This window comes from Stenotrophomonas sp. LGBM10 (genome assembly GCF_046736075.1).
Lineage (GTDB): Bacteria > Pseudomonadota > Gammaproteobacteria > Xanthomonadales > Xanthomonadaceae > Stenotrophomonas.
Genome location: NZ_CP177163.1, coordinates 2,660,209 through 2,684,393, shown reverse-complemented (window position 1 = coordinate 2,684,393; position 24,185 = coordinate 2,660,209). Strand labels below are relative to the sequence as shown.

At 68.6% G+C, this 24,185-nt stretch carries 20 protein-coding genes; 14 read left to right on the top strand and 6 right to left on the bottom strand.

Features of this window, described 5'->3' with window-relative positions; all coding sequences use genetic code 11:
- The first annotated feature begins 102 nt into the window (after positions 1-102).
- From radC to ACLB90_RS11415, 5 genes are all read left to right on the top strand, one after another.
- The gene (gene radC / locus ACLB90_RS11435; protein WP_411852746.1) at positions 103-801 is read left to right on the top strand and encodes a RadC family protein; all 699 of its coding nucleotides are present in this window, start codon (positions 103-105) and stop codon (positions 799-801) included.
- A gap of 146 nt (positions 802-947) precedes the next feature.
- Complete coding sequence (gene argS / locus ACLB90_RS11430; RefSeq protein ID WP_411849614.1) at positions 948-2,636, top strand: arginine--tRNA ligase; 1,689 nt, start codon at positions 948-950, stop codon at positions 2,634-2,636.
- A gap of 18 nt (positions 2,637-2,654) precedes the next feature.
- Positions 2,655-3,539 (top strand): SPOR domain-containing protein, encoded by an 885-nt coding sequence (locus tag ACLB90_RS11425; RefSeq protein WP_411849613.1) that lies wholly within the window; start codon positions 2,655-2,657, stop codon positions 3,537-3,539.
- Between the two features lie 119 nt (positions 3,540-3,658).
- Positions 3,659-4,441, top strand: coding sequence for a helix-turn-helix domain-containing protein (locus tag ACLB90_RS11420; RefSeq protein WP_411849612.1), 783 nt, complete (start codon positions 3,659-3,661; stop codon positions 4,439-4,441).
- 71 nt (positions 4,442-4,512) lie between these two features.
- Positions 4,513-4,869, top strand: coding sequence for a VOC family protein (locus ACLB90_RS11415; protein WP_411849611.1), 357 nt, complete (start codon positions 4,513-4,515; stop codon positions 4,867-4,869).
- Between the two features lie 968 nt (positions 4,870-5,837).
- On the opposite strand, the gene ACLB90_RS11410 is transcribed toward ACLB90_RS11415, so the two are convergent.
- Both ACLB90_RS11410 and ACLB90_RS11405 read right to left on the bottom strand, forming a co-directional pair.
- Positions 5,838-6,587 carry an SDR family NAD(P)-dependent oxidoreductase gene (locus ACLB90_RS11410; protein WP_411849610.1) on the bottom strand — a complete coding sequence of 250 codons (750 nt, stop codon included), beginning with the start codon at positions 6,585-6,587 and terminating at the stop codon, positions 5,838-5,840.
- A 39-nt stretch (positions 6,588-6,626) separates the two neighbouring features.
- A complete protein-coding gene (locus tag ACLB90_RS11405) occupies positions 6,627-7,166 on the bottom strand; it encodes a hypothetical protein (RefSeq protein WP_411849609.1) in 540 nt (179 codons plus the stop codon).
- A gap of 102 nt (positions 7,167-7,268) precedes the next feature.
- On the opposite strand from ACLB90_RS11405, the gene ACLB90_RS11400 reads away from it, so the two are divergent.
- Positions 7,269-7,739 carry a DUF1456 family protein gene (locus tag ACLB90_RS11400; protein WP_411849608.1) on the top strand — a complete coding sequence of 157 codons (471 nt, stop codon included), beginning with the start codon at positions 7,269-7,271 and terminating at the stop codon, positions 7,737-7,739.
- Here the strand turns inward: ACLB90_RS11400 and ACLB90_RS11395 are convergent.
- Positions 7,705-8,661 (bottom strand): LysR substrate-binding domain-containing protein, encoded by a 957-nt coding sequence (locus tag ACLB90_RS11395; protein ID WP_411849607.1) that lies wholly within the window; start codon positions 8,659-8,661, stop codon positions 7,705-7,707. The two genes, ACLB90_RS11400 and ACLB90_RS11395, sit on opposite strands and share 35 nt — an antisense overlap.
- 91 nt (positions 8,662-8,752) lie before the next feature.
- Here ACLB90_RS11395 and ACLB90_RS11390 point away from each other — a divergent pair, with 91 nt between their 5' ends.
- A complete protein-coding gene (locus tag ACLB90_RS11390) occupies positions 8,753-9,928 on the top strand; it encodes an MFS transporter (RefSeq protein ID WP_411849606.1) in 1,176 nt (391 codons plus the stop codon).
- Positions 9,929-10,010: 82 nt separating this feature from the next.
- On the opposite strand, the gene ACLB90_RS11385 is transcribed toward ACLB90_RS11390, so the two are convergent.
- Complete coding sequence (locus ACLB90_RS11385) at positions 10,011-10,661, bottom strand: TorF family putative porin (protein ID WP_411852745.1); 651 nt, start codon at positions 10,659-10,661, stop codon at positions 10,011-10,013.
- Between the two features lie 228 nt (positions 10,662-10,889).
- Between ACLB90_RS11385 and ACLB90_RS11380 the strand changes: the two genes are divergently transcribed.
- Positions 10,890-11,279, top strand: coding sequence for a DUF6165 family protein (locus tag ACLB90_RS11380; protein WP_136006794.1), 390 nt, complete (start codon positions 10,890-10,892; stop codon positions 11,277-11,279).
- A gap of 21 nt (positions 11,280-11,300) precedes the next feature.
- Here ACLB90_RS11380 and ACLB90_RS11375 read toward each other — a convergent pair whose 3' ends face one another.
- Positions 11,301-12,044: a FadR/GntR family transcriptional regulator gene (locus tag ACLB90_RS11375; protein ID WP_411849605.1), complete on the bottom strand. Its 744-nt coding sequence runs from the start codon at positions 12,042-12,044 to the stop codon at positions 11,301-11,303.
- A 90-nt stretch (positions 12,045-12,134) separates the two neighbouring features.
- The gene (locus ACLB90_RS11370; protein ID WP_411849604.1) at positions 12,135-15,026 is read right to left on the bottom strand and encodes a TonB-dependent receptor; all 2,892 of its coding nucleotides are present in this window, start codon (positions 15,024-15,026) and stop codon (positions 12,135-12,137) included.
- Between the two features lie 281 nt (positions 15,027-15,307).
- Between ACLB90_RS11370 and ACLB90_RS11365 the strand changes: the two genes are divergently transcribed.
- From ACLB90_RS11365 to ACLB90_RS11340, 6 genes are read left to right on the top strand one after another with little or no spacing between them, the layout of a single operon-like run.
- Positions 15,308-17,533: a polysaccharide lyase 6 family protein gene (locus ACLB90_RS11365; protein ID WP_411849603.1), complete on the top strand. Its 2,226-nt coding sequence runs from the start codon at positions 15,308-15,310 to the stop codon at positions 17,531-17,533.
- Complete coding sequence (locus ACLB90_RS11360) at positions 17,530-19,770, top strand: oligoalginate lyase (protein ID WP_411849602.1); 2,241 nt, start codon at positions 17,530-17,532, stop codon at positions 19,768-19,770. The genes ACLB90_RS11365 and ACLB90_RS11360 overlap by 4 nt, the downstream gene beginning before the upstream one ends.
- Positions 19,767-21,059, top strand: a complete 1,293-nt coding sequence (locus ACLB90_RS11355; RefSeq protein WP_411849601.1) for an MFS transporter — start codon at positions 19,767-19,769, stop codon at positions 21,057-21,059. The genes ACLB90_RS11360 and ACLB90_RS11355 overlap by 4 nt, the downstream gene beginning before the upstream one ends.
- A gap of 45 nt (positions 21,060-21,104) precedes the next feature.
- The gene (locus tag ACLB90_RS11350) at positions 21,105-21,860 is read left to right on the top strand and encodes an SDR family NAD(P)-dependent oxidoreductase (protein ID WP_411849600.1); all 756 of its coding nucleotides are present in this window, start codon (positions 21,105-21,107) and stop codon (positions 21,858-21,860) included.
- Positions 21,861-21,895: 35 nt separating this feature from the next.
- Positions 21,896-23,077 carry a GDSL-type esterase/lipase family protein gene (locus ACLB90_RS11345; protein WP_411849599.1) on the top strand — a complete coding sequence of 394 codons (1,182 nt, stop codon included), beginning with the start codon at positions 21,896-21,898 and terminating at the stop codon, positions 23,075-23,077.
- The gene (locus ACLB90_RS11340; protein WP_411849598.1) at positions 23,074-24,177 is read left to right on the top strand and encodes a sugar kinase; all 1,104 of its coding nucleotides are present in this window, start codon (positions 23,074-23,076) and stop codon (positions 24,175-24,177) included. The genes ACLB90_RS11345 and ACLB90_RS11340 overlap by 4 nt, the downstream gene beginning before the upstream one ends.
- The last annotated feature ends 8 nt before the right edge of the window (positions 24,178-24,185 follow it).

Genomic DNA, 24,185 nt, shown 5'->3' with positions numbered 1-24,185 from the left:
GTCATGAGCGAAAAGGCCACCGACGTGATGGTCGGCATTTCCTACGCCAGAGCGGGGCCGCCGCTTATGGGCTCCCCTCGTGTTCGGGCAGACACTGCCCACATGGCAATCAAAGACTGGCTCGAAGAGGATCGGCCCCGTGAAAAGCTGCTGGCACGCGGCCCGGGAGCGCTGTCGGATTCCGAGCTCCTGGCACTGTTCATCGGCAAAGGCCCCAAGGGCTCGAACGCTGTTGAAAGCGCCCGCCTGCTGCTGGATGTACATGGCCCATTGCGGCGGCTGATGGACATGGATGCGAACACGCTCAAGAAGCTGCCGGCCCTCGGCCCGGCCAGTGCCTGCAAGCTGATCGCCGCGCTGGAGCTGGCAAGCCGCCATCTGCTGGCCCAGCTCGAACGGGGTGACAGCGTGTGCGACCCGAACTCGGCGGGGCGCTACTTCCAGCAGCGGCTGCGCGCACGCCCGCATGAAGTGTTCGCCGTCCTGTTCCTCGACACGCGCAACCGGACGGTGGCTTATGAAGAGCTGTTCTCGGGCACCATCGATGCGGCAGCCGTCTACCCGCGTGAAGTGCTCCGCCGTGCCCTGCTGCACAACGCAGCGGCAGTGATCGTGGCCCACAACCACCCGTCCGGCCATTCCGAGCCCTCCGCGGCCGACCAGCTGATCACCGCCGAGCTGCAGCAGGCGCTGGGCCTGGTGGGGGTGCGGCTGCTGGACCACGTGGTGGTGGGGGACGGTCCGCCGGTGTCGATGGCCGAGCGCGGCTGGATCACGACGGGCCGGCGCAGGGAGGGCTGAACAGACCGGGCTGCCGGGCCGCCCTGCCTGGCAGTGGAAGCGGTTGCGGGGCCGTTCCCCGCCCCGCTCTGCCCCGGTTCAACGGATCGGGGCGGCTTCTGGGCTAAAATTACCGATTCCGCCGCTCCAGTCTCAAAGCAGGCCTTGTGAAAAATCTCCTCCGCGCCCTGATCAGCCAAGGCATCGAAGCCTTGCGCGCCAACGGCACTTTGCCGGCCGATACCCTGACCCCGGAATTCGTGGTGGAACGCCCGAAGACCCGTGAGCACGGCGATTTCGCCACCAATGCCGCGATGCTGCTGGCCAAGCCGGCGCGCAGCAACCCGCGCGCCCTGGCCCAGGCACTGCTCGATGCGCTGCCCAAGAGCGCCGACGTGGCCCGCGTTGAGATCGCCGGCCCGGGCTTCATCAATTTCCACCTCGCCCCCAGCGCCTACCAGCGCGAAGCGGCCGGCGTGCTGAAGGAAGGGGCCGACTACGGCCACAACCTGAGCGGCAATGGCCGCACCGTGGGCGTGGAGTATGTGTCGGCCAACCCGACCGGCCCGCTGCATGTGGGCCACGGCCGCGCGGCGGCGATCGGCGACTGCCTGGCCCGCCTGCTGGAAGTGAACGGCTGGAACGCCAAGCGCGAGTTCTACTACAACGACGCCGGCGTGCAGATCGAGAACCTCGCACTGTCGACCCAGGCGCGCGCCAAGGGCCTCAAGCCCGATGACGCCGGCTGGCCGGAAGCGGGCTACCGCGGCGACTACATCGAAGACGTGGCCAAGGCCTACCTGGCCGGCGCCACGGTGGAACTGGAAGGCCATTCGGTGGTGGGCGAGCGCGACCCCGACAACCTGGATGCGATCCGCCGCTTCGCGGTGGCCTACCTGCGCAACGAGCAGAACCAGGACCTGGCCGCGTTCGGGGTGGATTTCGACATCTACTTCCTGGAAAGCTCGCTGTACAAGGATGGCAAGGTCGAAGAGACCGTGGCCCAGCTCAATGCCGCCGGCCATACCTATGAGGAAGGCGGCGCGCTGTGGCTGCGCTCCACCGACTTCGGTGACGACAAGGACCGCGTGATGCGCAAGTCCGACGGCACCTACACCTACTTCCTGCCGGACGTGGCGTACCACCTGAGCAAGTGGCAGCGCGGCTACGAGCGCGCGATCACCGAGCTGGGGGCCGACCACCACGGTTCGCTGGCGCGCGTGCGCGCTGGCCTGCAGGCGTTGGACGTGGGCATTCCCAAGGGCTGGCCGGAGTACGTGCTGCACCAGATGGTGACGGTGATGCGCGGCGGTGAGGAAGTGAAGCTGTCCAAGCGTGCCGGCAGCTACCTGACCCTGCGCGACCTGATCGAGGAAGCCGGCCGCGATGCGACGCGCTGGTTCCTGATCGCGCGCAAGCCCGATTCGCAGCTGACCTTCGATATCGACCTGGCGCGCCAGCAGAGCAACGACAACCCGGTGTTCTACGTGCAGTACGCGCATGCCCGCGTGTGCAGCCTGCTGCGCCAGGCGCAGGAGAAGGGCCTGTCCTACACGGCGAGCGAAGGGCTGGCCGGGTTGGCCTCGCTCAACGACGACGCGTCGCTGTGGCTGATGATCGAAATGTCGCGCTTCCCGGAAGTGGTGGAAGCAGCCGGTCTGGCCTTGGAACCGCACTTGATCGCGCAGTATCTGCGTGAATTGGCGCACGCGTTCCACACGTGGTATCACGGCACGCAGGTACTGGTGGCCGACGATGCCGAGCGCAATGCCAAGCTCACCCTGGCCTGCGCGGCACGCCAGGTCCTGGCCAATGGTCTGAACATCCTGGGCGTTTCCGCCCCGGAAAAAATGTAAGCAGTGGAGAAGCAGTAAATGGCAGCACGACGCGGCAAGAGCCAGGCACGACGCAACAGCAACCAGGGCACGCCGGGATGGGTGTGGCTGGTTGCCGGTGTGGCGATTGCGGCCGTGGTGTTCCTGGCGGCACCGAACCTGTTCAAAAGCGACGGCGACGGCTTCCTGCGGGTAGGCCCGCAGCCGAACCCGGCGGCGCAGCCGGCGCCGGTGAGTGACGCCGAGACCGACGTGGGCACCGAACTGCCCAAGCCGGGTGCGGCCAAGCCTGCCGAACCGGCCAAGCCGGCGGCCACGCAGTACGACTTCTACACCCTGCTGCCCGGCAAGGAAGTGGAAATGTCCGATGCGGAGCTGGCCGCCAGCGCACGCGCCGAAGACCAGCGCCGTGCGAAGGCCGAGGCGCAGCGCGCGCAGGCGGCGCTGGAAGGCCGTCCGGTGCCGGCCGCTCCGGCGACCGCGACGGCAACGCCTGCGGCGTCGGCCGTGGTGGCCACCCCGGCACCGGCCACGACCAGCCCGGCGCCGTTGCCGGCACCGGTGAGCGAGCGCCCGGCGGCCAGCACCGCGCCGGCCACCGCGCCCGCACAGGTGGCGGCCACGACCCCGGCGGCACCGAAGCCGGCGGCCACCGCCCCGGCCACCGCCGCCGCCGAGCCGGCCAACAGCAACGTGCGCTACATCCTGCAGGCGGGCGCGTTCGGGGCCTCCGGCGATGCCGAGGCGACCAAGGCCAAGCTGGCGATGATCGGATTGGCCGCACGGGTGGAATCGGCGCAGATCAACGGCAAGACCGTGTACCGCGTGCGCATGGGGCCGTACGGCAGCGCCGGCGAGCTGGCCGAAGCCAAGCAGAAGCTGGACGGCACCGGGCTGCAGGCGATGGCGATCAAGGCGCAGTAGCCGCGCGCCTGTCGGCGCGCAGATCCCCCCCCGAGCGCTGGCCGATTGGCCGGCGCTTTTTTTTGTTTTCATCCCCCGCTCCCGCCAGCGGCAACCGGGTGATGCGCTATCGTCCACGGATGTCTTCCCGCCCTGATTCTGATGACCGTCCCGGCGTTGCCGGGGCGACCGGTCGCTACCGCGAATGGGCGGCACCTGCAGCGCTGCAGGGCTGTTTCGGGCAGCTGTGGCGCAGCGACCTGCCGGTGGGCCACAGCGGCGAAGTGGCGGTGCTGCCCGACGGCTGCGTGGACCTCCTGTGGCGCGATGGCCGGCTGTACGTGGTGGGGCCCGATGTGGTGGCCGCCCACCCGCAGTTGGCGCCCGGTGCGCAGGTCCTGGGCGCCCGCTTCCAGCCGGGCGCCGCACGCGCCTGGCTGGGGCTGCCGATGTCGGAGATCGTGGGTACCGCGGTGGAACTGGACGCCCTGCTGGGCGCACGGGCACGGCGGATGGCGGCACGGTTGAATGCGGTGGGCAATGCGGCTGCGCGCCAGCACCTGTTCGCGCGGGAGCTGATGCAGCTGCCGCGCACTGCGCCCTCTCCCCATGCCGCGGCGGCGGCGGTGTTCGCGCAGATGCGTGGCGGTGGGATGGATCTGTCCGCGCTGGCGACGTCACTGCAGCTGAGCACGCGCAGCCTGCGCCGGCTGTGCCACGAGCAGTTCGGCTACGGCCCGAAGATGCTCGAGCGCATCCTGCGCCTGCAGCGGCTGCTGGCCCTGGCACGCGCGCGGCCACGCGATGGGTTGGCGGCCCTGGCGTTGGACGGCGGCTACGCCGATCAGTCGCACCTGAGCCGGGAGGTACGCGCCCTGACCGGAATCGGAGCAGCCGCGCTGTGTGCGCAGTGGCGCGACTGACTGGCCGTTTTGTTCAAGACCGGTACGCCATGACCGGCGATGCTGTCCCTTCCTTCACCACGAGAACCTCCATGAGCACTGCACACGGCAACGATCGCCGCATCGACAACATCGAATTCAACGTCGGCGACATCGCCCGCAGCAAGGCGTTCTACGGCACGGTGTTCGGCTGGACGTTCACCGACTACGGCCCGGGCTACACCGAGTTCAATGATGGGCGCCTGTGTGGGGGCTTCACCACCGGCGAACCGGTACAGCCCGGCGGCCCGCTGGTGATCCTGTACGCCGACGATCTGGCCGCCACCCAGCAGCGCCTGGAAGCGGTCGGCGCGATTATCTGCAAGCCGGTCTTCGCCTTCCCCGGCGGGCGACGCTTCCATTTCCGCGACCCGGACGGCTACGAGCTGGCGGTGTGGACCGCAGCATGACGCCAGCCCGCCACGGGTAGAGCCGACCGTTGCCACGTCACGGGTAGAGCCGACCGTTGCCACGCCACGGGTAGAGGCAATCAGTGCCACGCCACGGGTAGAGCCGACCGTTGGTCGGCTTACGCGCGAAGCGCGGTGATTGCCGGACGCAGCGCGCGGGCGGCATGGAGAGCAGCCGACCAACGGTCGGCTCTACCGGGGATCGTCGCGGCGGTGCGGGTAGAGGCAATCATTGCCACGCCACGGGTACGGCCGACCGTTGCCACGTCACGGGTAGAGCCGACCGTTGGTCGGCTTGCCGCGCGAAGCGCGGCGCTTGTCGGACGCAGCGCGCGGGCGGCACGGAGAGCAGCCGACCAACGGTCGGCTCTACCGGGGATTGTTGCGGCGGTGCGGGAGGCGATCATTGCCACGCCACGGGTAGAGCCGACCGTTGGTCGGCTCCCGCGCGAAGCGCGGTGATTGTCGGACGCAGCGCGTGCACGGCATGGAGAGCAGCCGACCAACGGTCGGCTCTACCGGGGATCGTTGCGGCGGTGCGGGTAGAGGCAATCATTGCCACGCCACGGGTAGAGCCGACCGTTGGTCGGCTTGCCGCGCGAAGCGCGGTCATTGTCGGACGCAGCGCGTGTGCGGCACGGAGAGCAGCCGACCAACGGTCGGCTCTACCGGGGATCGTTGCGACGGTGCGGGTAGAGGCAATCATTGCCACCCCACGGGTAGAGCCGACCGTTGGTCGGCTTACGCGCGAAGCGCGGTGATTGTCGGACGTCGCGCGTGGGCGGCACGGAGAGCAGCCGACCAACGGTCGGCTCTACCGGGAATTGTTGCGGCGGTGCGGGTAGAGCCGACCGTTGGTCGGCTCCCGCGCGAAGCGCGGCGTTTGTCGGACGCAGCGCGTGCACGGCGTGGAGAGCAGCCGACCAACGGTCGGCTCTACCGGGGCGGCGCGTAGTGGGCGGCCGGCCTCAGTCGCGGGCGACCTGGAAGCCGGCGAACGACTGGCTGACCGGCATCACTTCGAGCCGGTTGATGTTGAGGTGCGCCGGCAGGTTGGCGACCCACAGGATCTGCTCGGCGATGTCGTCGGCCGTCATCGGGTTGGCACCGGTGTAGAGGGTGTCCGAGGCGGCCTGGTTGCCGTGGGTGCGCACCAGGGTGAACTCGGTTTCGGCCATGCCCGGTTCGATGGTGGTCACGCGCACGCCGGTGCCGTGCAGGTCCGACCGCAGGCCCAGCGAGAACTGGCTGACGAACGCCTTGGTGCCGCCGTACGCGTTGCCGCCGGGGTACGGGTACACGCCCGCCACCGAGCTGATGTTGATGATCGCGCCCTTGCGCGCCACCAGCTGCGGCAGCAGGCGGTGGGTCAGGGTGACCAGGGCGGTGACGTTGGTGTCGATCATGGTGCGCCAGTCGTCCAGCGAGGCGCTCTGTGCCGGGGCGGTGCCCTGCGCCAGGCCGGCGTTGTTGACCAGCAGGTCGATGGCGGCGAAGTCCGCCGGCAGGGCGGCCAGCGCGGCCTCCATCGCGGCGGAGTCGCGCACGTCGAAGACGGCGGCATGTACACGCTCGGGACCGTAGGCGTCGACCAGCGGCTGCAGCCGTTCAGCACGGCGTCCGGTGGCGATGACGCGCCAGCCGGCCTGGGCGAAACGATGGACGGCGGCAGCGCCAAAGCCGGAAGTGGCGCCGGTAATCAGAGCGGTACGGGTCATCGGGGTACTCCGTGGGAATCCCCCGCATTTTCGCACCGATCAGCGGATGCGGAACACGCGTGCCTTGGGCAGGTCTTCGTCCACCTGCAGGAACCAGCGCCCGGCGATGCCGGGCACCACCACGATGTCGGGGTTGCTGCGGCTGGCCTTGAGCGTCATTTCGCCCTTGAGCACCTGCCACTGCTGGCCGTTGTCCAGGGTGAACACGGTGCCGGGCGCCCAGCCGTCCACCTGGCCGGTGACCTTGGCCCTGATGGGGCCGTCGTCCAGGCCGGGGAACATCGCACCCGGGGCCGGAACGCCCGGGGCGGTCATCGGGGCGGCCGCCACCGGCGCGGCCGGGGTGCGCGCGTCGGCCTCGCGCAGCAGGCGGTTCAGGGCCTGCAGCTGGGCCGGGCTGAGCCCCACCTGGGCCAGCTCCTGCGGGTCCACGCGCGCCTCAATCGCCACATACGGGGCTTGGGCGGTGGCCGTTCCGGCCAGCCACAGCATCCCCACACCCGCCATCACCTGCCACCTGCGCATTGCCTGCTCCACTGCCTGGACGTGCTCGATGGCGGCACTGTGCTTCACTTTCATGGCAGCCAGATGACAGCGACGGCGGTCGCGCCGGGCGCTGAGGCGGACACGGGGTAAAATGGCGGCCAGCCGCGCAGCCGCGCCGGCGGTATTGGACGTCACATGATCAACAACGATGTACTGCGCAGCATCCGCTACATGCTCGACCTCAGCGACGGCATGATCGCCGACACCTGTGCCCTCGCCGACCCGGCCTTCGTGGTCGACAAGGCCGACGTGGCCGGTTGGCTGCGCAAGGAAGACGAAGAAGGCTTCGTGGCCTGCGACGACCGCACCCTGGCGCACTTCCTGGACGGGCTGATCGTGCACTTCCGTGGCCGCGACGAGAGCCAGCCGCTGCGCCCGGTGGAGAAGCGCATCACCAACAATCTGGTGCTGAAGAAGCTGCGCGTGGCCTTCCAGCTGAAGGACGTGGACATGCACGAGATCTTCCAGCAGGCCGGCTTCCCGGTGTCCAAGCCGGAGCTGTCGGCACTGTTCCGCCAGCCGGACCACAAGAACTACCGCGCCTGCGGCGACCAGCTGCTGCGCAACTTCCTCAAGGGCCTGACCCTGCGCGTGCGCGGCGCCTGAGCCCCACGCCGGTACGTGGCTCCGCCTGCGGGGCCACGTGCTGCAGCAGTTCGTCCATGAAGGCCCGCGCTGCCGGCGTGGGCACTTTCGACCACACCGCATGCACACGCCGCACCGGCGCGTCCTGGATGGCCACACAGGCCACGCCGGTGAAGCCGGCGGCGATCTGCCCGGGCACGATGCCCACTGCCAGCCCCTGCTGCACGAAGCGCTCGATCAGCGACATGTGGTTGATCTCGAACGGCACCCGATGCGGCAACCCGGCCGCGGCGAAGGCTTCGTCGGTCTGCCGGCGCGCGCCGCTGCCGTACTGGAAATCCACCAGCGGCAGCTCGGCCAGCGCAGCCAGCGACAGCCGTCTGCGGCTGGCCAACGGGTGCGCGGGTGGCAGTACGGCCACCATCGATTCTTCGGCAAGCAGGCGATGGCACGCGCCGTCGATGGCGGTGCCCGGCGACAGGCCCACCAGGGCGACATCGACGCGACGTTCGCGCACGTCTTCCATCAGCACTTCGCTCTTGTCCATGCGCAGGCGGAATTCCACCTGCGGGTAGCGCGTATGGAATGCCGCCAGGCAGGCGACGAGGTCCACGGCGGTGAGCGAGGTGATCTGGCCGATGGTGAGCGTGCCACGCACCTGCCCGGCCACGGCGGCGACGTCTTCGCGCAGGTGGCGCAGCGCGTCGAGCACCTGCCGGGCGTGGGTAAGCAGGACCTCGCCGGCCGGAGTAACCCGCACCTGGCGCGGCAGGCGTTCGAACAGGGTGGCCTGCAGCTCTTCCTCGAGGTGGGCGATCTGGTGGCTCAGCGCGGACTGCACCACGTGGCAGCGCGCGGCGGCGCGGGTGAAGTTGCGTTCTTCGGCCAGGGCCACGCAGAACTCGAGCTGTTTGAGGTTCACGCCGGCATCTCCCTTACCCATCTTATTTTCAGATGCATTGGATGATAACTATTCATTTCCATCATCACGCGGAGAGGCGGACACTGGCGTCCCCCTGAAGTCTGGAAGCCGCATGACCGCCGATGTCCACACCCCCTTGAGCCGCTGGCAGGTGCTGCTGATGGCCTTTGCCACGGGCGTGGCGGTGGCCAGCAATTACTACGCCCAGCCGCTGCTGCACACCATCGCCGGAGAGTTCGGGGTGTCCTTCGGACGCGCCGGGATGCTGGTGACGGCAGCGCAGCTGAGCTACGGCGTTGGCGTGGTGCTGCTGGTGCCGTTGGGCGACATGTTCGAGCGGCGGCGGCTGATCGTGGTGATGTCGCTGCTGTCGGCGGCCGGGCTGGTGGTGAGCGCGCTGAGCCATTCGTTCGCCTGGCTGGTGGTGGGCACGGCGATCACCGGCCTGTTCTCGGTGGTGGCGCAGGTGCTGGTGCCGTTTGCCGCAACGCTGGCACGGCCGGAAGAACGCGGCCGGGTGGTGGGCACAGTGATGAGCGGGCTGCTGCTGGGCATTCTGCTGGCGCGCACGGTGGCCGGTGCGTTGTCCTCGCTGGGCGACTGGCGCTGGGTGTACTGGATGGCGGCGGGCACGCTGGTCCTCACCACGTGGGTGCTGTATCGCGTGCTGCCGCGCTTCCACCAGCACGCGGGCCTGGGCTACGGCGCCTTGCTGCGGTCGATCGGGACGTTGTTCGTGGAGGAGCCGGTGTTCCGCCTGCGCACGCTGCTGGGGGCACTGAGCTTTGCGATGTTCGCGATGTTCTGGACGCCGCTGGCCTTCCTGCTGGCGGGTGCGCCGTACCACTACAGCGATGCGACGATCGGGCTGTTCGGGCTGGTGGGCGCGGCAGGTACGCTGGCGGCAGGCGTCGCAGGCCGGATGGCGGACCGCGGCAAGGCGGCCCTGGCGACGACGCTGGCGCTGGTGCTGCTGGCCGCATCGTGGCTGCCGCTGGGCTTCTCGACGCAGTCGCTGGTGGCGCTGGTAGTGGGCGTGCTGGTGCTGGACCTGGCGGCGCAGCTGCTGCACGTGAGCAACCAGAACGTGGTGTTCGCGCTGCGACCGGAGGCCCGCAACCGGCTCAACGCGGGCTACATGACCGGGTACTTCATCGGCGGTTCGCTTGGCTCGCTGGTGTCGGCGCAGGTGTACGGCGCATACGGGTGGACCGGCGTGTGCGTGACCGGTGCCGGTGTGGCGGCGGTCGCGATGGCGGTGTGGGCGATGGCCCGCGGGCGCGGGTAGCGCCCGGGGGGAGCAGCCGACCAACGGTCGGCTCTACCGGGGAGGAGAGCAGCCGACCAACGGTCGGCTCTACCTGTTGGCGTTAGAAGGTGGTCTGCAGTGCGAACTCGACGCGGGAGCCGGCGTTGCCGGGGAACAGGCGTTTGGCGGTGCGGTCGGTGTCGTGCGCGGTCAGGCGCAGCTCCCACGGGCCGTGGACGCGCCAGACGGCGCTGAGCTGGCCATGCAGGTAGTCATCGCTCTGTGCGCTGTCGAGCCAGTAGTGGCCGATTGCGCCTTCGAGCCGCCAGGCCTCGCCCAGCGGCAGGCGTGCGCCCAACTGGGCGTAGGTGCCACCGTGGCCGCCGGCCAATGCGTTGTCCGATACGCCCACCTGCAGCCAGTAGCGCTGCTGCCAGGTCAGCGTGCCGTTGAGCTCGGTCCAGTCCAGGTCCACGTTGGCCGACGGGTACAGGTAGCGGGTCAGGTTGACGTCCACGGCCCAGTCGGTCGCCACCGCTCCGCTCCACCCGGCCACCAGGTCGAACTCGCTGCGTGCGCCGTTGTCGGGCTGGAACGACACGCCCGAGCCCCATGCCGAGGCATACCAGCCACGCGCACTGGTCAGCTTCACGCCGGCCTGCACGGCCGGATCGCCATCGCTCTGCGAACTGCCACGCCAGACGTAGTCCGAGGTCAGGCTGGCATTGCCTTCCACTGCGGCCGCCGCCGCACCACTCATCGCCAGGCCCATCAGCAGGCCACTGCAGCGGCGCACCAGGCGCCCTTTCCGTTGTTCAACCACCACGTTTCCACTCCAGGGACGGCGGCGCCGTCGAGGCGTGCAGTGTTCCCGGGACGGCCGTAAAGCCGCTATGGCAGGCCGGCGGGATCGGCGCAAAATCGCTGTAAATCCTGCGTTTCGGGATGGCGCGAGGGGCGCGCGCTATCATGGCCGCTCCGACCTGCTGCGAGTAATCACGTGGACGCGATCCTGACCCCGGTGTCGATTGGCGAACTGATCGACAAGATCACCATCCTGGAAATCAAGGCCGAGCGCATCACCGATGCCGCCAAGAACGCCAACGTGCGCCTGGAACTGGAGGGTCTGTTGCCGCTGTGGCAGGAACTGCTGGCCGCGCAGCCGGGCCTGGAGGCGCTGAAGTCCGAGCTGAAAGTGATCAATGCCCGTATGTGGGACATCCAGGACCAGCTCCGCGACAAGGAAGCGGCCCAGGACTTCGATGCGGTGTTCATCCAGCTCGCGCGCGGTGTTTACGGCACCAACGGCGAACGCGTCAAAGTAAAGAACGAGATCAACCGCATCGCCGGCTCGCAGCTGGTCGAGGAAAAGCAGTACCAGGGCGAATAAGCCCTCCGCCCCTTGCCGGGCTTACAGCCCGGTGGCGGCCATGAAGCGTTCGCGGTCCTGCTGGGTGCGCCGGCGGATCTCGGCGAGCGCTTCGTTCTCGGTGGCTTCCAGCATCGATTCGAACAGGCGCTGGAAGTGGTTACGCATGGCCAGCCGGGCCGCGGCCGGGTCGCGCTGGCGCAGGGCGTCGAGGATGGCGGTGTGTTCTTCGTCGCGGGTGTCGTCGTCGTTGTGGCAGACGTTGGCATACACCTGCTTCACGCGCGGCAGCTCGTTGCGCATCCGCCAGATCAACTGCACGCAGTGCTCCACCACCGGGTTGCCGGCGATGCGGGCGATGGACAGGTGGAACTGGCGATCTGCCTCGCTGGCAGCGGCTTCGCCCGAGGCCGGGTCGACCATCGCCGCGATCAGGCCGGCCAGATCCTGCAGTTCGTCATCGGTGATGCGGCTGGCCGCCATCGCCGCCGCTTCGGCCTCGATCACCGCGCGGGCGGCGGTGAGGTCGAAGGCCGAGACATCCGGCAACGCGCCGGGTGCCTGTGACGGGCGGGCCTTCACATACACGCCCGAGCCGGTCTTGATGGTGATCAGCCCCTGCGCTTCCAGCGCGATTTCCGCCTCGCGCACCGTCACCCGGCTGACGCCGAGGCGTTCGGCCAGGTCGCGTTCGCCGGGCAGGCGCGAGCCCGGCGGGAATTCGCCTTTCTCGATCAGCGCGACGATTTCGGCGGCAATGGACTGGTACAGACGGGGTTCGGACATCATCAAAGGCCTGGCTGACAGGTGGCTGGGGACCGACACGCGGGCCGCGCCCTCAGAGAGCGGCGCGGTCCTGGAACCGCGCCACTGACCTCAGAAGCGGTAGCGCACCCCCAGATAATAGCGCCGCCCGTAGGTGGTGTACTCGCGGAAGCTGCCGAGGATGGGCATATCCGACACCCGCGGCTCGTCGGTGAGGTTGCTGGCCGACAGCGATACCGACAGGTGCTTGTTCACCTTGTAGGTGGCGCGGAAGTCCAGCGAGCCATTGTCCCGCACGTAGCGGTTCTGCGACGGATCGCCGACGAACTGCTGGTAATAGTCCGAGCGGTACTTGTAGATCGCCTGCAGGTCCAGCTTGCCCAGGCCCCAGTAGACCTGCGCCGACGCCACATGCTTGGACAGGCCGAAGATGTTGGCCGGCTCGACGATGCCCGGGGTGACCACGCCGGTGGCGGGGTTGGTGGACTCGCCCAGGCGCAGGTCTTCGGTCTTGAAGTTGGAATCGGCGTAGTTGTAGCTGGCCTTCACACCCAGCCCGGAGAAGATGCCCGGCAGGTAGGAGAAGCTGTGCGAGGCGGTGAACTCCACGCCGAACAGGTCGCTCTTCTGGTCGCTGGTGGCCAACTGTTCCACCGGCACGGTCACGCTCTGGCCGTCGATGTCGAAGGTCTCATCAACGATCACCGGCATCGAGCCGCCGTTGAACTGCTTGTAGTACAGCGCCGTGGACACCATCGTGTCCGCGTTGGCGTACCACTCCAGCGAGACGTCGGCATTCCACGACATCAGCGGCTTGGCCCGCGGGTTGCCGGTGGCGGTGATGCTGCGCAGCGCGTCGGCGACGCTGCTGAACTCGGCATCCACCTCGCCCAGGTTGAAGGTGCGGCCGAAGCCTTCGGCAGCCAGGTCCGGGCGCGACATCGCCCGGTAGGCGCCCACGCGCAGCAGCAGATCCGGGTGCAGTTCGAAGGCGGCATTGAAGCTGGGCAGCCATTCGGTGTTGCTGGACTTGAGCACCTGCGAGGTGAAATCGCCGGTGGGCTGCAGGGTCACGGTGCCGTCGGCGTTGTTGACCACGTCCAGGCCGCTGCGCAGCCCGACCGAACGCACCTCGGTGCGTACGCCGCGCACGCCGATGTTGCCGGTGACCGGCAGGCCGAACCACTCGGCACTGTAGTCGCCCATCAGGTACAGCGCGCTGGTTTTCTCGGTCACATCGTTGTTGGCCGGGTTGCGCAGGTCGGCGCTCAGGCCGGTGTCGTCCTGGCCGGTGAAGGCCTTGAACAGGCAGCGGCTGTCGAAGCTGGCCCAGCGGTCGATGGTGTTGCCGCTGGCATTGGCCAGGAAGTCGTCCTGCGGGAAGTCCTGGCGGCAGGCCAGGTTCGCGGCGCGGATCGCGGCAACATTGGTGGTGGTCAGATCCACCGTGTCGGTGTAGTCGGTGTAGGTCGCCTCGGACCGGCGCAGGCCACCCTTGATGGCGGTGAAGAAGCCGCTTTCCGGCGTGAACGCGGCATCGAAGCGGCCGGCGCGGATGGTGTGCTCGCGATGCTGCTGGCGGCGGCGCACCAGGGCCGAGTCGGTGAAGTTGTCCGGGTTGTTCACATCGAACGCCGGGTCCAGGGTGATGCTCGGCACATCGCCGCTGTAGTCGTAGGTGTAGTCGACATAACGCGTGTTCTTGATGCCACCCACCGGCTTGCCGTTGACGTCGGTACGGCCGGCGCGCAGGCGCGTGGAGCGTTCGATCTGGTCGCGGCGCGTGTTGGAGTAGGACAGGTCGGTGGAGAGCGTCCACGCCGGGGTCGGCCGGAAGATCACGTTGAGGCCGCCGCCGGTGTACTCCTCTTTGCGCTCCAGGAAGTTGCCGGTGGAATCCACCGTGGTGCTGCCGGTGTGGTGGAGCAGCGCGCCGTCGTCGCTGACCACGCGGTTGTTGAGGTTGCGCATCATCGAGGACAGCGACAGGTCCGAGCGGTCTTCGGTGTAGTCGCGCTTGGAGAACTGGTAATCCAGGTTCACCTCGACCGCATCGTTGGGCCGCCACTGCAGCGCGGCGAACTGCGAGTCGCGCTTGTCGTGCTCGATGAACTGGCGGTAGATGCGGCTGCTGGGCACCAGGTAGTACGGCACGCCGTTGGCCACCTGGTTGCCGTTGACCTGGGTGCAGTTGCGGGTGGCGCCCACCACTTCGCGGCCGTCGCAGGCCACCCAGGTGGAGCTGCTGGAGAGCATTTCTTCCGGGTTGCTGCCTTCCAGCGCCTGCACGCCGATGGATATGCCGAGCTTGCCGGCCGCGCCCATGTCGAACTGGTCGATGTAGCTGGCCGTGCCGCGCCAGCCCACACCGTCCTTGTCCTTGAGCCGGTCGTCGTACTCCTGCCACGTGCCGCGGCCATCCAGCTGGATGTTGCGCTTGCCGTACTCCAGCGGTTTGACCGTTTCCATGTTGACCGTACCGGCCACGCCGCCTTCGACGAAGTCGGCGCGCTGGGTCTTGTAGATGGCCACGGTGTTGATCAGCTCGGACGGGAACTGGTTGAAGTTCACCGAGCGGTCGCCGCTGCCGTTGGTCGCCTCGCGGCCATTGAAGGTGGACGAGCCGAGGAACGGCCCCAGCCCGCGGATCGAGATCTCCGACGCGCCGCCCTTCTCGCGGTGGGTGGAAGCGCCGGTGATGGTTTCGATGGCCTCGCCGATCGACAGCGCGGGCAGGTCGCCGATGTCGTCGGCGGCCAGCACGTCGGAGACCACGGTCTCCTCGCGCTTCTTGTCGATCGAGGTCTGGATCGTGCCGCGGATACCGGTCACCTGGACCTGGTCCAGGGTGGTGGCCTGCGCCGGCGGCGTTGCCGGGGCATCGGCATCCTGTGCGTGGGCCAGCGGCAGGGCCGCGGTGGCGCACAGGGCGTAAAGCAGTGCGCCATGCAGCGCGGTGTGGCGAAGGCCTCGTGGCGAGGCCGTACGGCGGTCATGCAACATCGTGATCTCCCTCCCAGGATGGATCGTCCGACTACACGGATTCGATCCGGACAATTCACGGTTGCTGGACCAATGTCAATGAATTGGTACTAAAGTCTACCCCTGTGATCCACCCAGACCACTTTGGCGGTATTTAATGTGCGGATGCAGCAGGAATATGCGCAACAGGCCAACCACATGCACCTAAAGTGGTATGCGATTGTGGTTGACGCACGCCGCGCACGACCTGTTACGATCCGGACTCGCGTTGGACGCCACGGTTGATCTGGGAGGGTAAGCCTGTGACTTTGCACCATTCGCATGCGCCACAGGCGCTGCGCCCGCTTGCGGCGGCCTTGGCCGCATGCCTGCTGCTCGGCGCCCTGCCGGCATTCGCGGCCGATCACCTGGTCCACGATGCCGCCGGCTACGCGCAGGTGGCCGGTAGCCTGCAACCCGGCGATACCGTGATCCTGGCCGACGGGGTCTGGCGCGATTTCGACCTGCTGCTGCGGGGCACCGGCAAAATTGGTCAACCAATTAAGGTGACGGCCCAGACCCCCGGCCGGGTGATCCTCAGCGGTCAATCGCAGCTGCGGCTCGCCGGCGCCTACCTGGAGGTGTCCAACCTGGTGTTCCGCGATGGCTGGGCGCCGGGCGGCGAGGTGGTCTCCTTCCGCGCCTCGTCCAAGGAATGGGCCAACCACAGCCGGGTGACCGGCGTGGTGATCGACCGCTACAACAAGCCGGACCGCCAGCAGTCGGACAACTGGGTGGGGATGTACGGCCAGCACAACCGCTTCGACCACAACCAGCTGGTGGGCAAGACCAATGCCGGCACCACCCTGGTGGTGGTGCGCAACGCCACCAGCGGGCTCGACAACCGCCACCGCATCGACCACAACTGGTTCGGCCCGCGCCCCAACCTGGGCAGCAACGGCGGGGAGACCCTGCGCGTGGGCACCAGCCACGATTCGCAGTCCGAGTCGCATACGGTGGTGGAGAACAACTGGTTCGAACACTGCGACGGCGAGGTGGAGATCGTCTCCAACAAGTCCGGCGGCAATCTGTACCGCGGCAACGTGTTCTTCGAATCGCGCGGGTCGCTGGTGCTGCGCCACGGTCACGGCAACGTGGTGGAACGCAATGTGTTCCTGGGCAACAACAAGCCGCATACCGGCGGCGTGCGGGTGATCAACCGCGGCCAGATCGTGCGCGACAACTATGTCGAGAACGTGGCCGGCGACAACTTCGCCGCCGCGCTGGCGGTGATGGCCGGCACCCGCGACGCGCCGCTGAACCGCTACGAGCAGGTGGCCGATGCGGTGATCGAGCGCAACAGCTTCATCAACGTGCGCCAGCTGTTCCTGGGTGCCGGGCTGGATGACGAGCGCAACGCAATGCCGGTCAACAGCCGCATGACGGCCAACCTGTTCATCGGAGACGGCAAGCAGACCCTGCTGCGCAGCCAGGGCGACCTGTCGGGCATCGCCTTCAGCGCCAACGTACAGAGCCCCGCCGTTTCGGTCGGCTTCCCGGGCGGGGTGAGCGCGGCCAACGTGACCCTGCAGCGCGCGGCCAACGGCCTGCAGTACCCGGTAGACCCCATCGCTGCCGGTGCGCCGCGCGACCTGGCACCGATCGCCCGCGACCAGGTGGGGGTGGCGTGGTACCCGAAGGCGCTGAACACCACCGCACTGGACAGCGGCAGCCTGCGCCAGGTGGCGCCGGGCGAGGACACCCTCACCCGCGCCATCGCGGCCAGCGCACCGGGCGACCGCCTGCAGCTGCAGCGCGGCCAGTACCGGGTGGACCAGGTGCTGGGCGTGAACCACCCGCTGAGCGTGATTGGACCCGCACGCGGCCAGGCGCGCCTGCAATTCACCCGCCCCTCCCTGTTCGAGATCCGTGCCGGTGGCTCGCTGAAGCTGTCGCGGCTGGACATCGACGGCGCACTCGCCCCGGACACCGCCGGCAATGCGGTGGTCCGCATCGCCCCGGGCAGCCAGGCGTTCAACTACACCCTGCTGATCGAGGACAGCCGCATCCACGGGCTCACCGCCAACAAGGCGTTCGATCTGGTCAATGCCGGCAAAGGCAGCCTCGCCGCGCGCATCGGCATCAGCAACACCACGGTGGACGACATCAGCGGCAGCGTGATCGCCGCCGCCGCCGAAACCGATGACCTGGGCACCTACAACGCCGAACAGGTGGACATCGTCGATTCGCGCTTCACCCGCATCGGCGGGCCGCTGCTGGACCTGTATCGCGGCGGCACCGACGAGAGCACCTTCGGCCCCTCCCTGCGCGTGCAGGGCAACCAGCTGCAGGCCGTGGGCGTGGCCGACGACACCAGCCTGCGCCTGCATGGCGTGCAGCAGGCCACCCTGGTGGACAACCAGTTCGCGCACAGCGGCCGCGTGCGCTTCAGCCACCGCGTGGGCGAACCCCACCTGCGCGTGCGCAACAACGTGCTTACCGCCACGGCGGCAATGCAGTCCGATACTCCTGCCGAGACCCTGCCATGACGCGTTCCACGCCCCTGTTGCTGCTGCTGGCCGCTTCCCTTGGCGCGGCGGTGCTGCCCCCCGCCCACGCCGCACCGGCCCGCGCCCAGCAACCGGCGGCCGATGCCACCGCCCCGGTGCTGGTGACGCCCGTGCAATGGACACAGATGCGCCAGGACGGCGCGCGCTTCCCCCTGTTCGCGCGGGAACAGCAGCGTGCCGAACAGCGCGTGCGCGCGATGATGAAGGCCGGCATTGACGTCCCGGTGCCCAAAGACAAGGGTGGCGGTTACACCCACGAGCAGCACAAGCGCAATTACCAGGCCATCCAGGCCGCCGGCGCGCTGTACCGGCTGACCGGCGACACGGCCTATGCCGATTACGCGCGCGACCTGCTGCTGGGCTACGCCAAGCTCTATCCCGGGCTGGGTGCGCACCCGCAGGGACGCGGCCAGATTCCCGGCCGGCTGTTCTGGCAGACCCTCAACGATTCGGTGTGGCTGGTCAGCGCGGTGCAGGGCTACGACGCGATCCGCGACACCCTCAGCGCCGCCGACCGCGCCACCATCGACAACAACGTGTTCCGGCCGATGGCCGACTTCCTGAGCGGCACGCCGGAGAACTTCGACAAGATCCACAACCACGCCACCTGGGCGGTGGCCGCGGTGGGCATGACCGGCTATGTGCTGCGTGATCCCACTTACGTGGACAAGGCGCTGAAGGGCAGCCGGCGCGATGGCAGCGCCGGCTTCCTCAAACAGGTGGACCAGCTGTTCTCGCCGGACGGCTATTACGAAGAAGGCCCCTACTACCAGCGCTATGCGCTGGCGCCGTTCATCCTGTTCGCCAACGCCATCGAGCGCAACGCGCCGCAGCAGGGCATCTTCAAACGTCGCGACGGGGTGCTGCTGAAGGCGGTGGATGCGCTGGTGCAGACCAGCTACGGCGGCTACTTCTTCCCGATCAACGACGCCATCCTGGACAAGGGCCTGGACACCGAGGAACTGGTGGCCGGCATCGACATCGCTTACGCACAGACCGGCGACGCACGCCTGCTGTCGGTGGCCAAGGCACAGAAGCGCGTACTGCTCTCGCCCGAGGGCCTGCAGGTGGCCCAGGCGCTGGCGCAGGACAAGGCCAAGCCGTTCGACTTCGTCCCCACCCTGCTGCGCGACGGACCGGACGGTACCGAGGGCGCGCTGGCGATCCTGCGCATGGGCGGTGCCGATGGCCAGGCACTGGTGATGAAGAACACCAAGCAGGGTATGGGCCACGGCCACTTCGACAAGCTCAACTGGCTGTTCTATGACAACGGCCAGCGCGTGGTCACCGATTACGGCGCGGCGCGCTTCCTCAACATCGAGGCCAAGTCCGGCGGCATCTACCTGCCGGAGAACACCAGCTGGGCACGCCAGACCATCGCCCACAACACGCTGGTGGTGAACGAGCAGAGCCATTTCGGCGGCGACTGGAAGAAGGGCCAGGCACTGGCGCCGACACCGCTGCTGTTCGCCACCGGCAACGACACGCAGATCGCCTCGGCGCGCATGGACGGTGCCTACGACGGCGTTGCCTTCACCCGCACGCAAGCGCTGCTTTCGCACCCTGCACTGGGCGAGCCGGTGGTGCTGGACCTGCTGCGCGTCACCGGCAGCAAAGCGGCGCGTTACGACCTGCCGCTGCACTTCAACGGCCACATCATGGATGTGGGCTTCAAGACCCAGTCCGCAGTGACGGCGCGGCCGGTGCTCGGCAAGGCCAACGGCTACCAGCACGTGTGGATCGACGCATCCAGCGAGCCCACCAGCGAGGCACGCAGCCTCACCTGGCTGCTGGACGGCCGCTTCTACACCTACCGCTTCGCCAGCACCGCGCCCTCGCGTGCGCTGATCGGCGAGAGCGGCGCGAACGATCCCGCGTTCAACCTGCGCCGCGAACCGATGCTGCTGCAGCGCGTGGACGGCCAGGCCGCCACCACCTTCTACGGCGTGCTGGAACCGCACGGCAGGTACGACGGCACCGCCGAAACCGTGCGCGGCGCCAACAGCCGCATCGACCGTATCGCCCACTACCGCGGCAAGGATGCCGACGTGCTGGTGCTCGACCTGGCCGGCGGCCAGCGCATCGCGCTGGGCATCGCAGACGAACCGGGCAAGGCCGGCAGCCATGAGGTCAGCGGCGACGGACAGCGCTGGCGCTGGGAGGGCGGCTGGAAGCGCTTCGACACCGGTACCGCTACCGGCAAGGACACCAAATGAAGGTCACCACCCAGGCCCGTACCTACGTCCGCTGGCTGATCGTGGCCCTGATCGCCATTGCCACGGTGATCAACTACATCGACCGCAACGCCCTGGCCGTGATGTGGCCGCAGATCTCCAAGGACGTCGGCGCGACCAAGGAAGACTACGCGCTGCTGGTCACCGTGTTCATGCTGTTCTACGCGGCCGGGCAGTTCGTGTTCGGGCGGCTGTTCGACATCATCGGCACACGGCTGGGCTTCGCCCTGTCGATCGCGGTGTGGTCGATCTCCATCGCCCTGCATTCGGTCACCCATTCGATCCTGTCCTTCAGCCTGGTCCGCGCAATGCTCGGCATCAGCGAAGCCGGCGCATGGCCGGGTGCGGTGAAAGCCAATGCCGAGTGGTTCCCGGCACGTGAGCGGGCGCTGGCGCAGGGCGTGTTCAATGCCGGCGCGTCGATCGGCGCAATCGTGTCGGCACCGCTGATCGCCGTGCTGTTCCTGTGGCTGGGCTGGCGCGGCACCTTCATCCTGATCGGCGCGATCGGCTTTGTGTGGCTGCTGCCCTGGCTGATCATCTACCGCGCCGGCCCCGACAAGCACCCGTGGGTAAGCGCGGCCGAGCGGGCGCTGATTCTGGATGCGCCCACCGAACAGCCGGCCGTGCCCAAGGCCGAGTACGTGCCCAACGTGCGCCAGCTGCTGGGCCACCGGCAGACCTGGGGCATCCTGATCTCGCGCTTCTTCCTCGACCCGATCTGGTGGCTGTTCGTGTCCTGGCTGCCGATCTACCTGGCCGACACCTTCGGCTTCGACATCAAGCAGATCGGCATCTTCGCCTGGGTGCCCTACGTGGGCGCGATGATCGGCAGCCTGGGTGGCGGCTGGTTGTCCGGGCGCCTGATCGGGGCCGGCTGGAGCGTGGACAAGGCGCGCAAAGTGGTCATCACCCTGGGTGGCGCGATCATGGCCCCGGCGCTGCTCGGCGCCGTGCTCGCCACCGACCCGGTGTGGGCCGTCATCACCATCGCCTTCGTGCTGTTCGGCTTCCAGATCGCCATCGGCAACATCCAGACCCTGCCTGGCGACATCTTCAGCGGCAAATCCGTGGGCTCGGTGGCCGGCCTGGGCGGCATGGCCGCGGTGGCCGGCACGCTGATCACCACCTGGCTGGTACCGGCAATGACCCACCAGTCCTATGCCCCCATTTTCATCCTGGTGGCCGCGCTCGTGCCGGCCTCGCTGCTGGCGCTGTGGCTGGTCACCGGCCGCGTCGAAAAACTCGATGGGCCGGCCACGCCGCGCTGAGCCCCACCCCTTCCTTTTCCCCCAACGCACTACTGGAGTTTTTCCATGACCCAATTCAACGACAAGGTGGCCATCGTCACCGGTGGCGGACGTGACATCGGCCGCGAGATCTCGCTCAAGCTGGCCGCTGCCGGCGCCAAGGTCTGCATCAACTACGCCAACGACGAGGCCAGCGCGCAGGACACCCTGGCGCAGATCCAGGCCGCTGGCGGCACCGCGATCGTGCACCGCGCCGACGTTACCGACGCCGCCGCCGTTGCCGGCATGGTCGCGGCCACCCAGGCCGCGTTCGGCGAGCGCATCGACGTGCTGGTCAACGTTGCCGGCGGCATGGTGCAGCGCCGCCCGCTGGCCGAGATCGACGAGGCGTTCTTCCACAAGGTGATGGACCTCAACATGAGTTCTGTCTACCTCACTACCCACGCGGTGGTGCCGCACATGCCCGAGGGCGGCGCGATCGTGAACTTCGCGTCGCAGGCAGGCCGTGATGGCGGTGGTCCGGGTGCGTCGATCTACGCCACCGCAAAAGCGGCGGTGATGACCTTCACCCGCGCGATGGCCAAGGAACTGGGGCCGCGCGGCATCCGCGTCAACGCGCTGTGCTGCGGCATGATCGCCACCCGCTTCCACGATGAATTCACCAAGCCGGAAGTGCGTACCGCCGTGGCCGGCAACACCCCGCTGCGCCGCCAGGGTCGCCCGCAGGAAGCGGCCGATACCGCCGTGTACCTCGCGTCGGATGCCGCCGGCTTCATCACCGGCGCCAACGTCGACGTCAACGGCGGCACCTACTTCTCCTGATAGACACGTTCCGCTGACCGCCTGGGAGGGCCGCCATGCTGCGCTGGATCACTGCATTGTCGATTGCACTTGCCACCAGCGCTGCTGCGCTGCCCGCCCATGCCCAGGTCTGGGTGCCGGCGTGGACCGCCTCACCGGCACCCGACCGCAAGGACGGTACGCCCGAAGCACCCGTACAGTTCGCCAACCAGACGGTGCGCCAGGACATGCGCCTGGCCAGTTCGGCCACCGCACTGCGCTTCCGCATCAGCAACGAACTGGGCGATGCGCCGCTGACCATCGGCGGCGTCACCGCTCACCGCACCGGCACGGCCACACCGGCCAAGCTGGTCACCTTCAATGGTCGCAACGCGGTGGTGGTGCCGGTCGGCGCCGCCCTGCTCAGCGACCCGGTCGCGATGACGGTGCCGGCATTGGCCGATGTATCGCTGACCGTGTACTTCCCCGAGCCCACCCGGCCTGCGGTGCGGCGCACCGCGCTGCGCGTCGCCGACGGCCGCCAGGCCGAGGTGGGCGACAAGGTCAAACTCGCCTACCGGCAGAACGTCGTATCGGCCGTGCTGGCCGAGCGCGCCACCAGGCCGGTGGTGGTGGTCGCCCTGGGCGATTCGATCACCGAAGGCGCCACCGCCACGCGCGGCAGCAACGGCGACTGGCCGGCGCTGCTGGCCACCCGCCTGCAGCAGGCCTGCCCGGACCAGGTGGTGGTGGTCAACGCCGGCATCAGCGGCAACAAGGTCATGGACCACGGCCGCAGCCACAGCGCGCTGGCGCGGCTGGACCGCGATGTGATCGCCCTGCCCAACGTGAGCAAGGTGATCGTGTTCGAAGGCATCAACGACATCCGCCACGATGGCGGCACCCCGCCCAAGGCCGGCCGCAACGCCGAGGACATGGTGCTGGGCTACCGCCAGATCGCCGAGCGCCTGCACGGCAACGGCATCGGCGCGATCGCCGCCACCATCACCCCGTTCGGCGGCTCGGACCGCTACGAACCGCTGTCGGCGGCGACCCGCACCACGCTCAACACCTGGATGCGCGGCGGCCGCAGCGGCTACGACGCCCTGATCGACTTCGACGCGATCCTGCGCGATCCGTCCACCCCGGAGAACCTGCCCGAGGACATCACCCGCGATCACCTGCACCCCAACGACGAGGGCTACCGGCGCATGGCTGCCGGCATCGACCTGGGCCTGCTCGGGTGCAAGGCACGATGAGCGCGCAGCAGTTCGCGGTGGCCGCATCGAACGGCCAGCGCTGGGATGCACTGGCGCTGGGCGAGGTGATGCTGCGCTTCGATCCGGGCGAGGGCCGCGTGCGCAACGCGCGCCAGTTCACCGTGTGGGAAGGCGGCGGCGAGTACAACGTGGCGCGCGGCCTGTGCAGCACCTTCGGCCACCGCAGTGCGGTCCTGACCGCGTTGCCGCGCAACGAGCTGGGCGAACTGGCCCGGCAGCTGATCCAGGCCGGCGGCGTGGATTCCAGCCAGATCGTCTGGCGCGATTACGACGGCATCGGCCGCAACACGCGCATGGGGCTCAACTTCACCGAACGCGGGTTCGGCGTGCGCGCGCCGCTGGGGGTGTCCGACCGGGCAACCTCAGCCGCGTCGCAGCTGCAGCCGCACGAGATCGACGGCGACGCGCTGTTCGGCCGCGACGGCGCGCGTTGGCTGCATACCGGCGGCATCTTTGCTGCCCTCTCCGAGCACAGCGCGCAGACCGCGATCGCCACCGTGCGGGCCGCGCGCCGGCATGGGGTGGCGGTGTCCTACGACCTCAACTACCGCGCCAGCCTGTGGGAAAGCCATCCCGATCCGGACGCGGCGCGCCATGCCAACTGCGCCATCGCCGCCGAGTGCGACCTGCTGATCGGCGACGAATATTCCTTTGCCGCCTGTCTGGGCATGGACCTGGACGACCTGGGCAAGCGGACCACCCCGATGGACGTGGGCCCGGCCGACGCGGCGGCGCTGCGTGCGCTGACGCGCTTTCCGAATCTGCAGGCGGTGGCGTTCACCCTGCGCGACGCCGCCACGGCCGCGCGTCACGGCTGGGCCGGCGCCCTGCGCACCCGCGAGCGGCTGTTCCTCTCACGCACACGCGAGGTGGACCTGCTTGACCGCGTGGGCGGCGGCGATGCATTCGTGGCCGGCGTGGTCCACGCCCTGCTCAGCGGCAAGGGCGAACAGGCAGCGGTGGAACTGGGCGCGGCGCATGGTGCATTGGCCATGTCCACGCCGGGCGATACCGCGTGCGCCAGCCTGCAGGAAGTGGAAGCGGTGGCCCGCGGCGACGGCGCAGCGGCGCGGCGCTGAGCCGCGCC

Bases quoted from the DNA above. Each gene is read 5' to 3' on its own strand.
- ACLB90_RS11355 (WP_411849601.1), top strand. From the start codon at position 19,767: ATGAAGGTCACCACCCAGGCCCGTACCTACGTCCGCTGGCTGATCGTG.
- ACLB90_RS11415 (WP_411849611.1), top strand. From the start codon at position 4,513: ATGAGCACTGCACACGGCAACGATCGCCGCATCGACAACATCGAATTC.
- ACLB90_RS11360 (WP_411849602.1), top strand. From the start codon at position 17,530: ATGACGCGTTCCACGCCCCTGTTGCTGCTGCTGGCCGCTTCCCTTGGC.
- ACLB90_RS11375 (WP_411849605.1), bottom strand. From the start codon at position 12,044: ATGTCCGAACCCCGTCTGTACCAGTCCATTGCCGCCGAAATCGTCGCG.
- ACLB90_RS11340 (WP_411849598.1), top strand. From the start codon at position 23,074: ATGAGCGCGCAGCAGTTCGCGGTGGCCGCATCGAACGGCCAGCGCTGG.
- ACLB90_RS11350 (WP_411849600.1), top strand. From the start codon at position 21,105: ATGACCCAATTCAACGACAAGGTGGCCATCGTCACCGGTGGCGGACGT.
- ACLB90_RS11345 (WP_411849599.1), top strand. From the start codon at position 21,896: ATGCTGCGCTGGATCACTGCATTGTCGATTGCACTTGCCACCAGCGCT.
- ACLB90_RS11385 (WP_411852745.1), bottom strand. From the start codon at position 10,661: ATGGGCCTGGCGATGAGTGGTGCGGCGGCGGCCGCAGTGGAAGGCAAT.
- ACLB90_RS11405 (WP_411849609.1), bottom strand. From the start codon at position 7,166: ATGAAAGTGAAGCACAGTGCCGCCATCGAGCACGTCCAGGCAGTGGAG.
- ACLB90_RS11425 (WP_411849613.1), top strand. From the start codon at position 2,655: ATGGCAGCACGACGCGGCAAGAGCCAGGCACGACGCAACAGCAACCAG.
- ACLB90_RS11395 (WP_411849607.1), bottom strand. From the start codon at position 8,661: ATGGGTAAGGGAGATGCCGGCGTGAACCTCAAACAGCTCGAGTTCTGC.
- radC (WP_411852746.1), top strand. From the start codon at position 103: ATGGCAATCAAAGACTGGCTCGAAGAGGATCGGCCCCGTGAAAAGCTG.
- ACLB90_RS11390 (WP_411849606.1), top strand. From the start codon at position 8,753: ATGACCGCCGATGTCCACACCCCCTTGAGCCGCTGGCAGGTGCTGCTG.
- ACLB90_RS11370 (WP_411849604.1), bottom strand. From the start codon at position 15,026: ATGTTGCATGACCGCCGTACGGCCTCGCCACGAGGCCTTCGCCACACC.
- ACLB90_RS11410 (WP_411849610.1), bottom strand. From the start codon at position 6,587: ATGACCCGTACCGCTCTGATTACCGGCGCCACTTCCGGCTTTGGCGCT.
- ACLB90_RS11400 (WP_411849608.1), top strand. From the start codon at position 7,269: ATGATCAACAACGATGTACTGCGCAGCATCCGCTACATGCTCGACCTC.
- ACLB90_RS11420 (WP_411849612.1), top strand. From the start codon at position 3,659: ATGTCTTCCCGCCCTGATTCTGATGACCGTCCCGGCGTTGCCGGGGCG.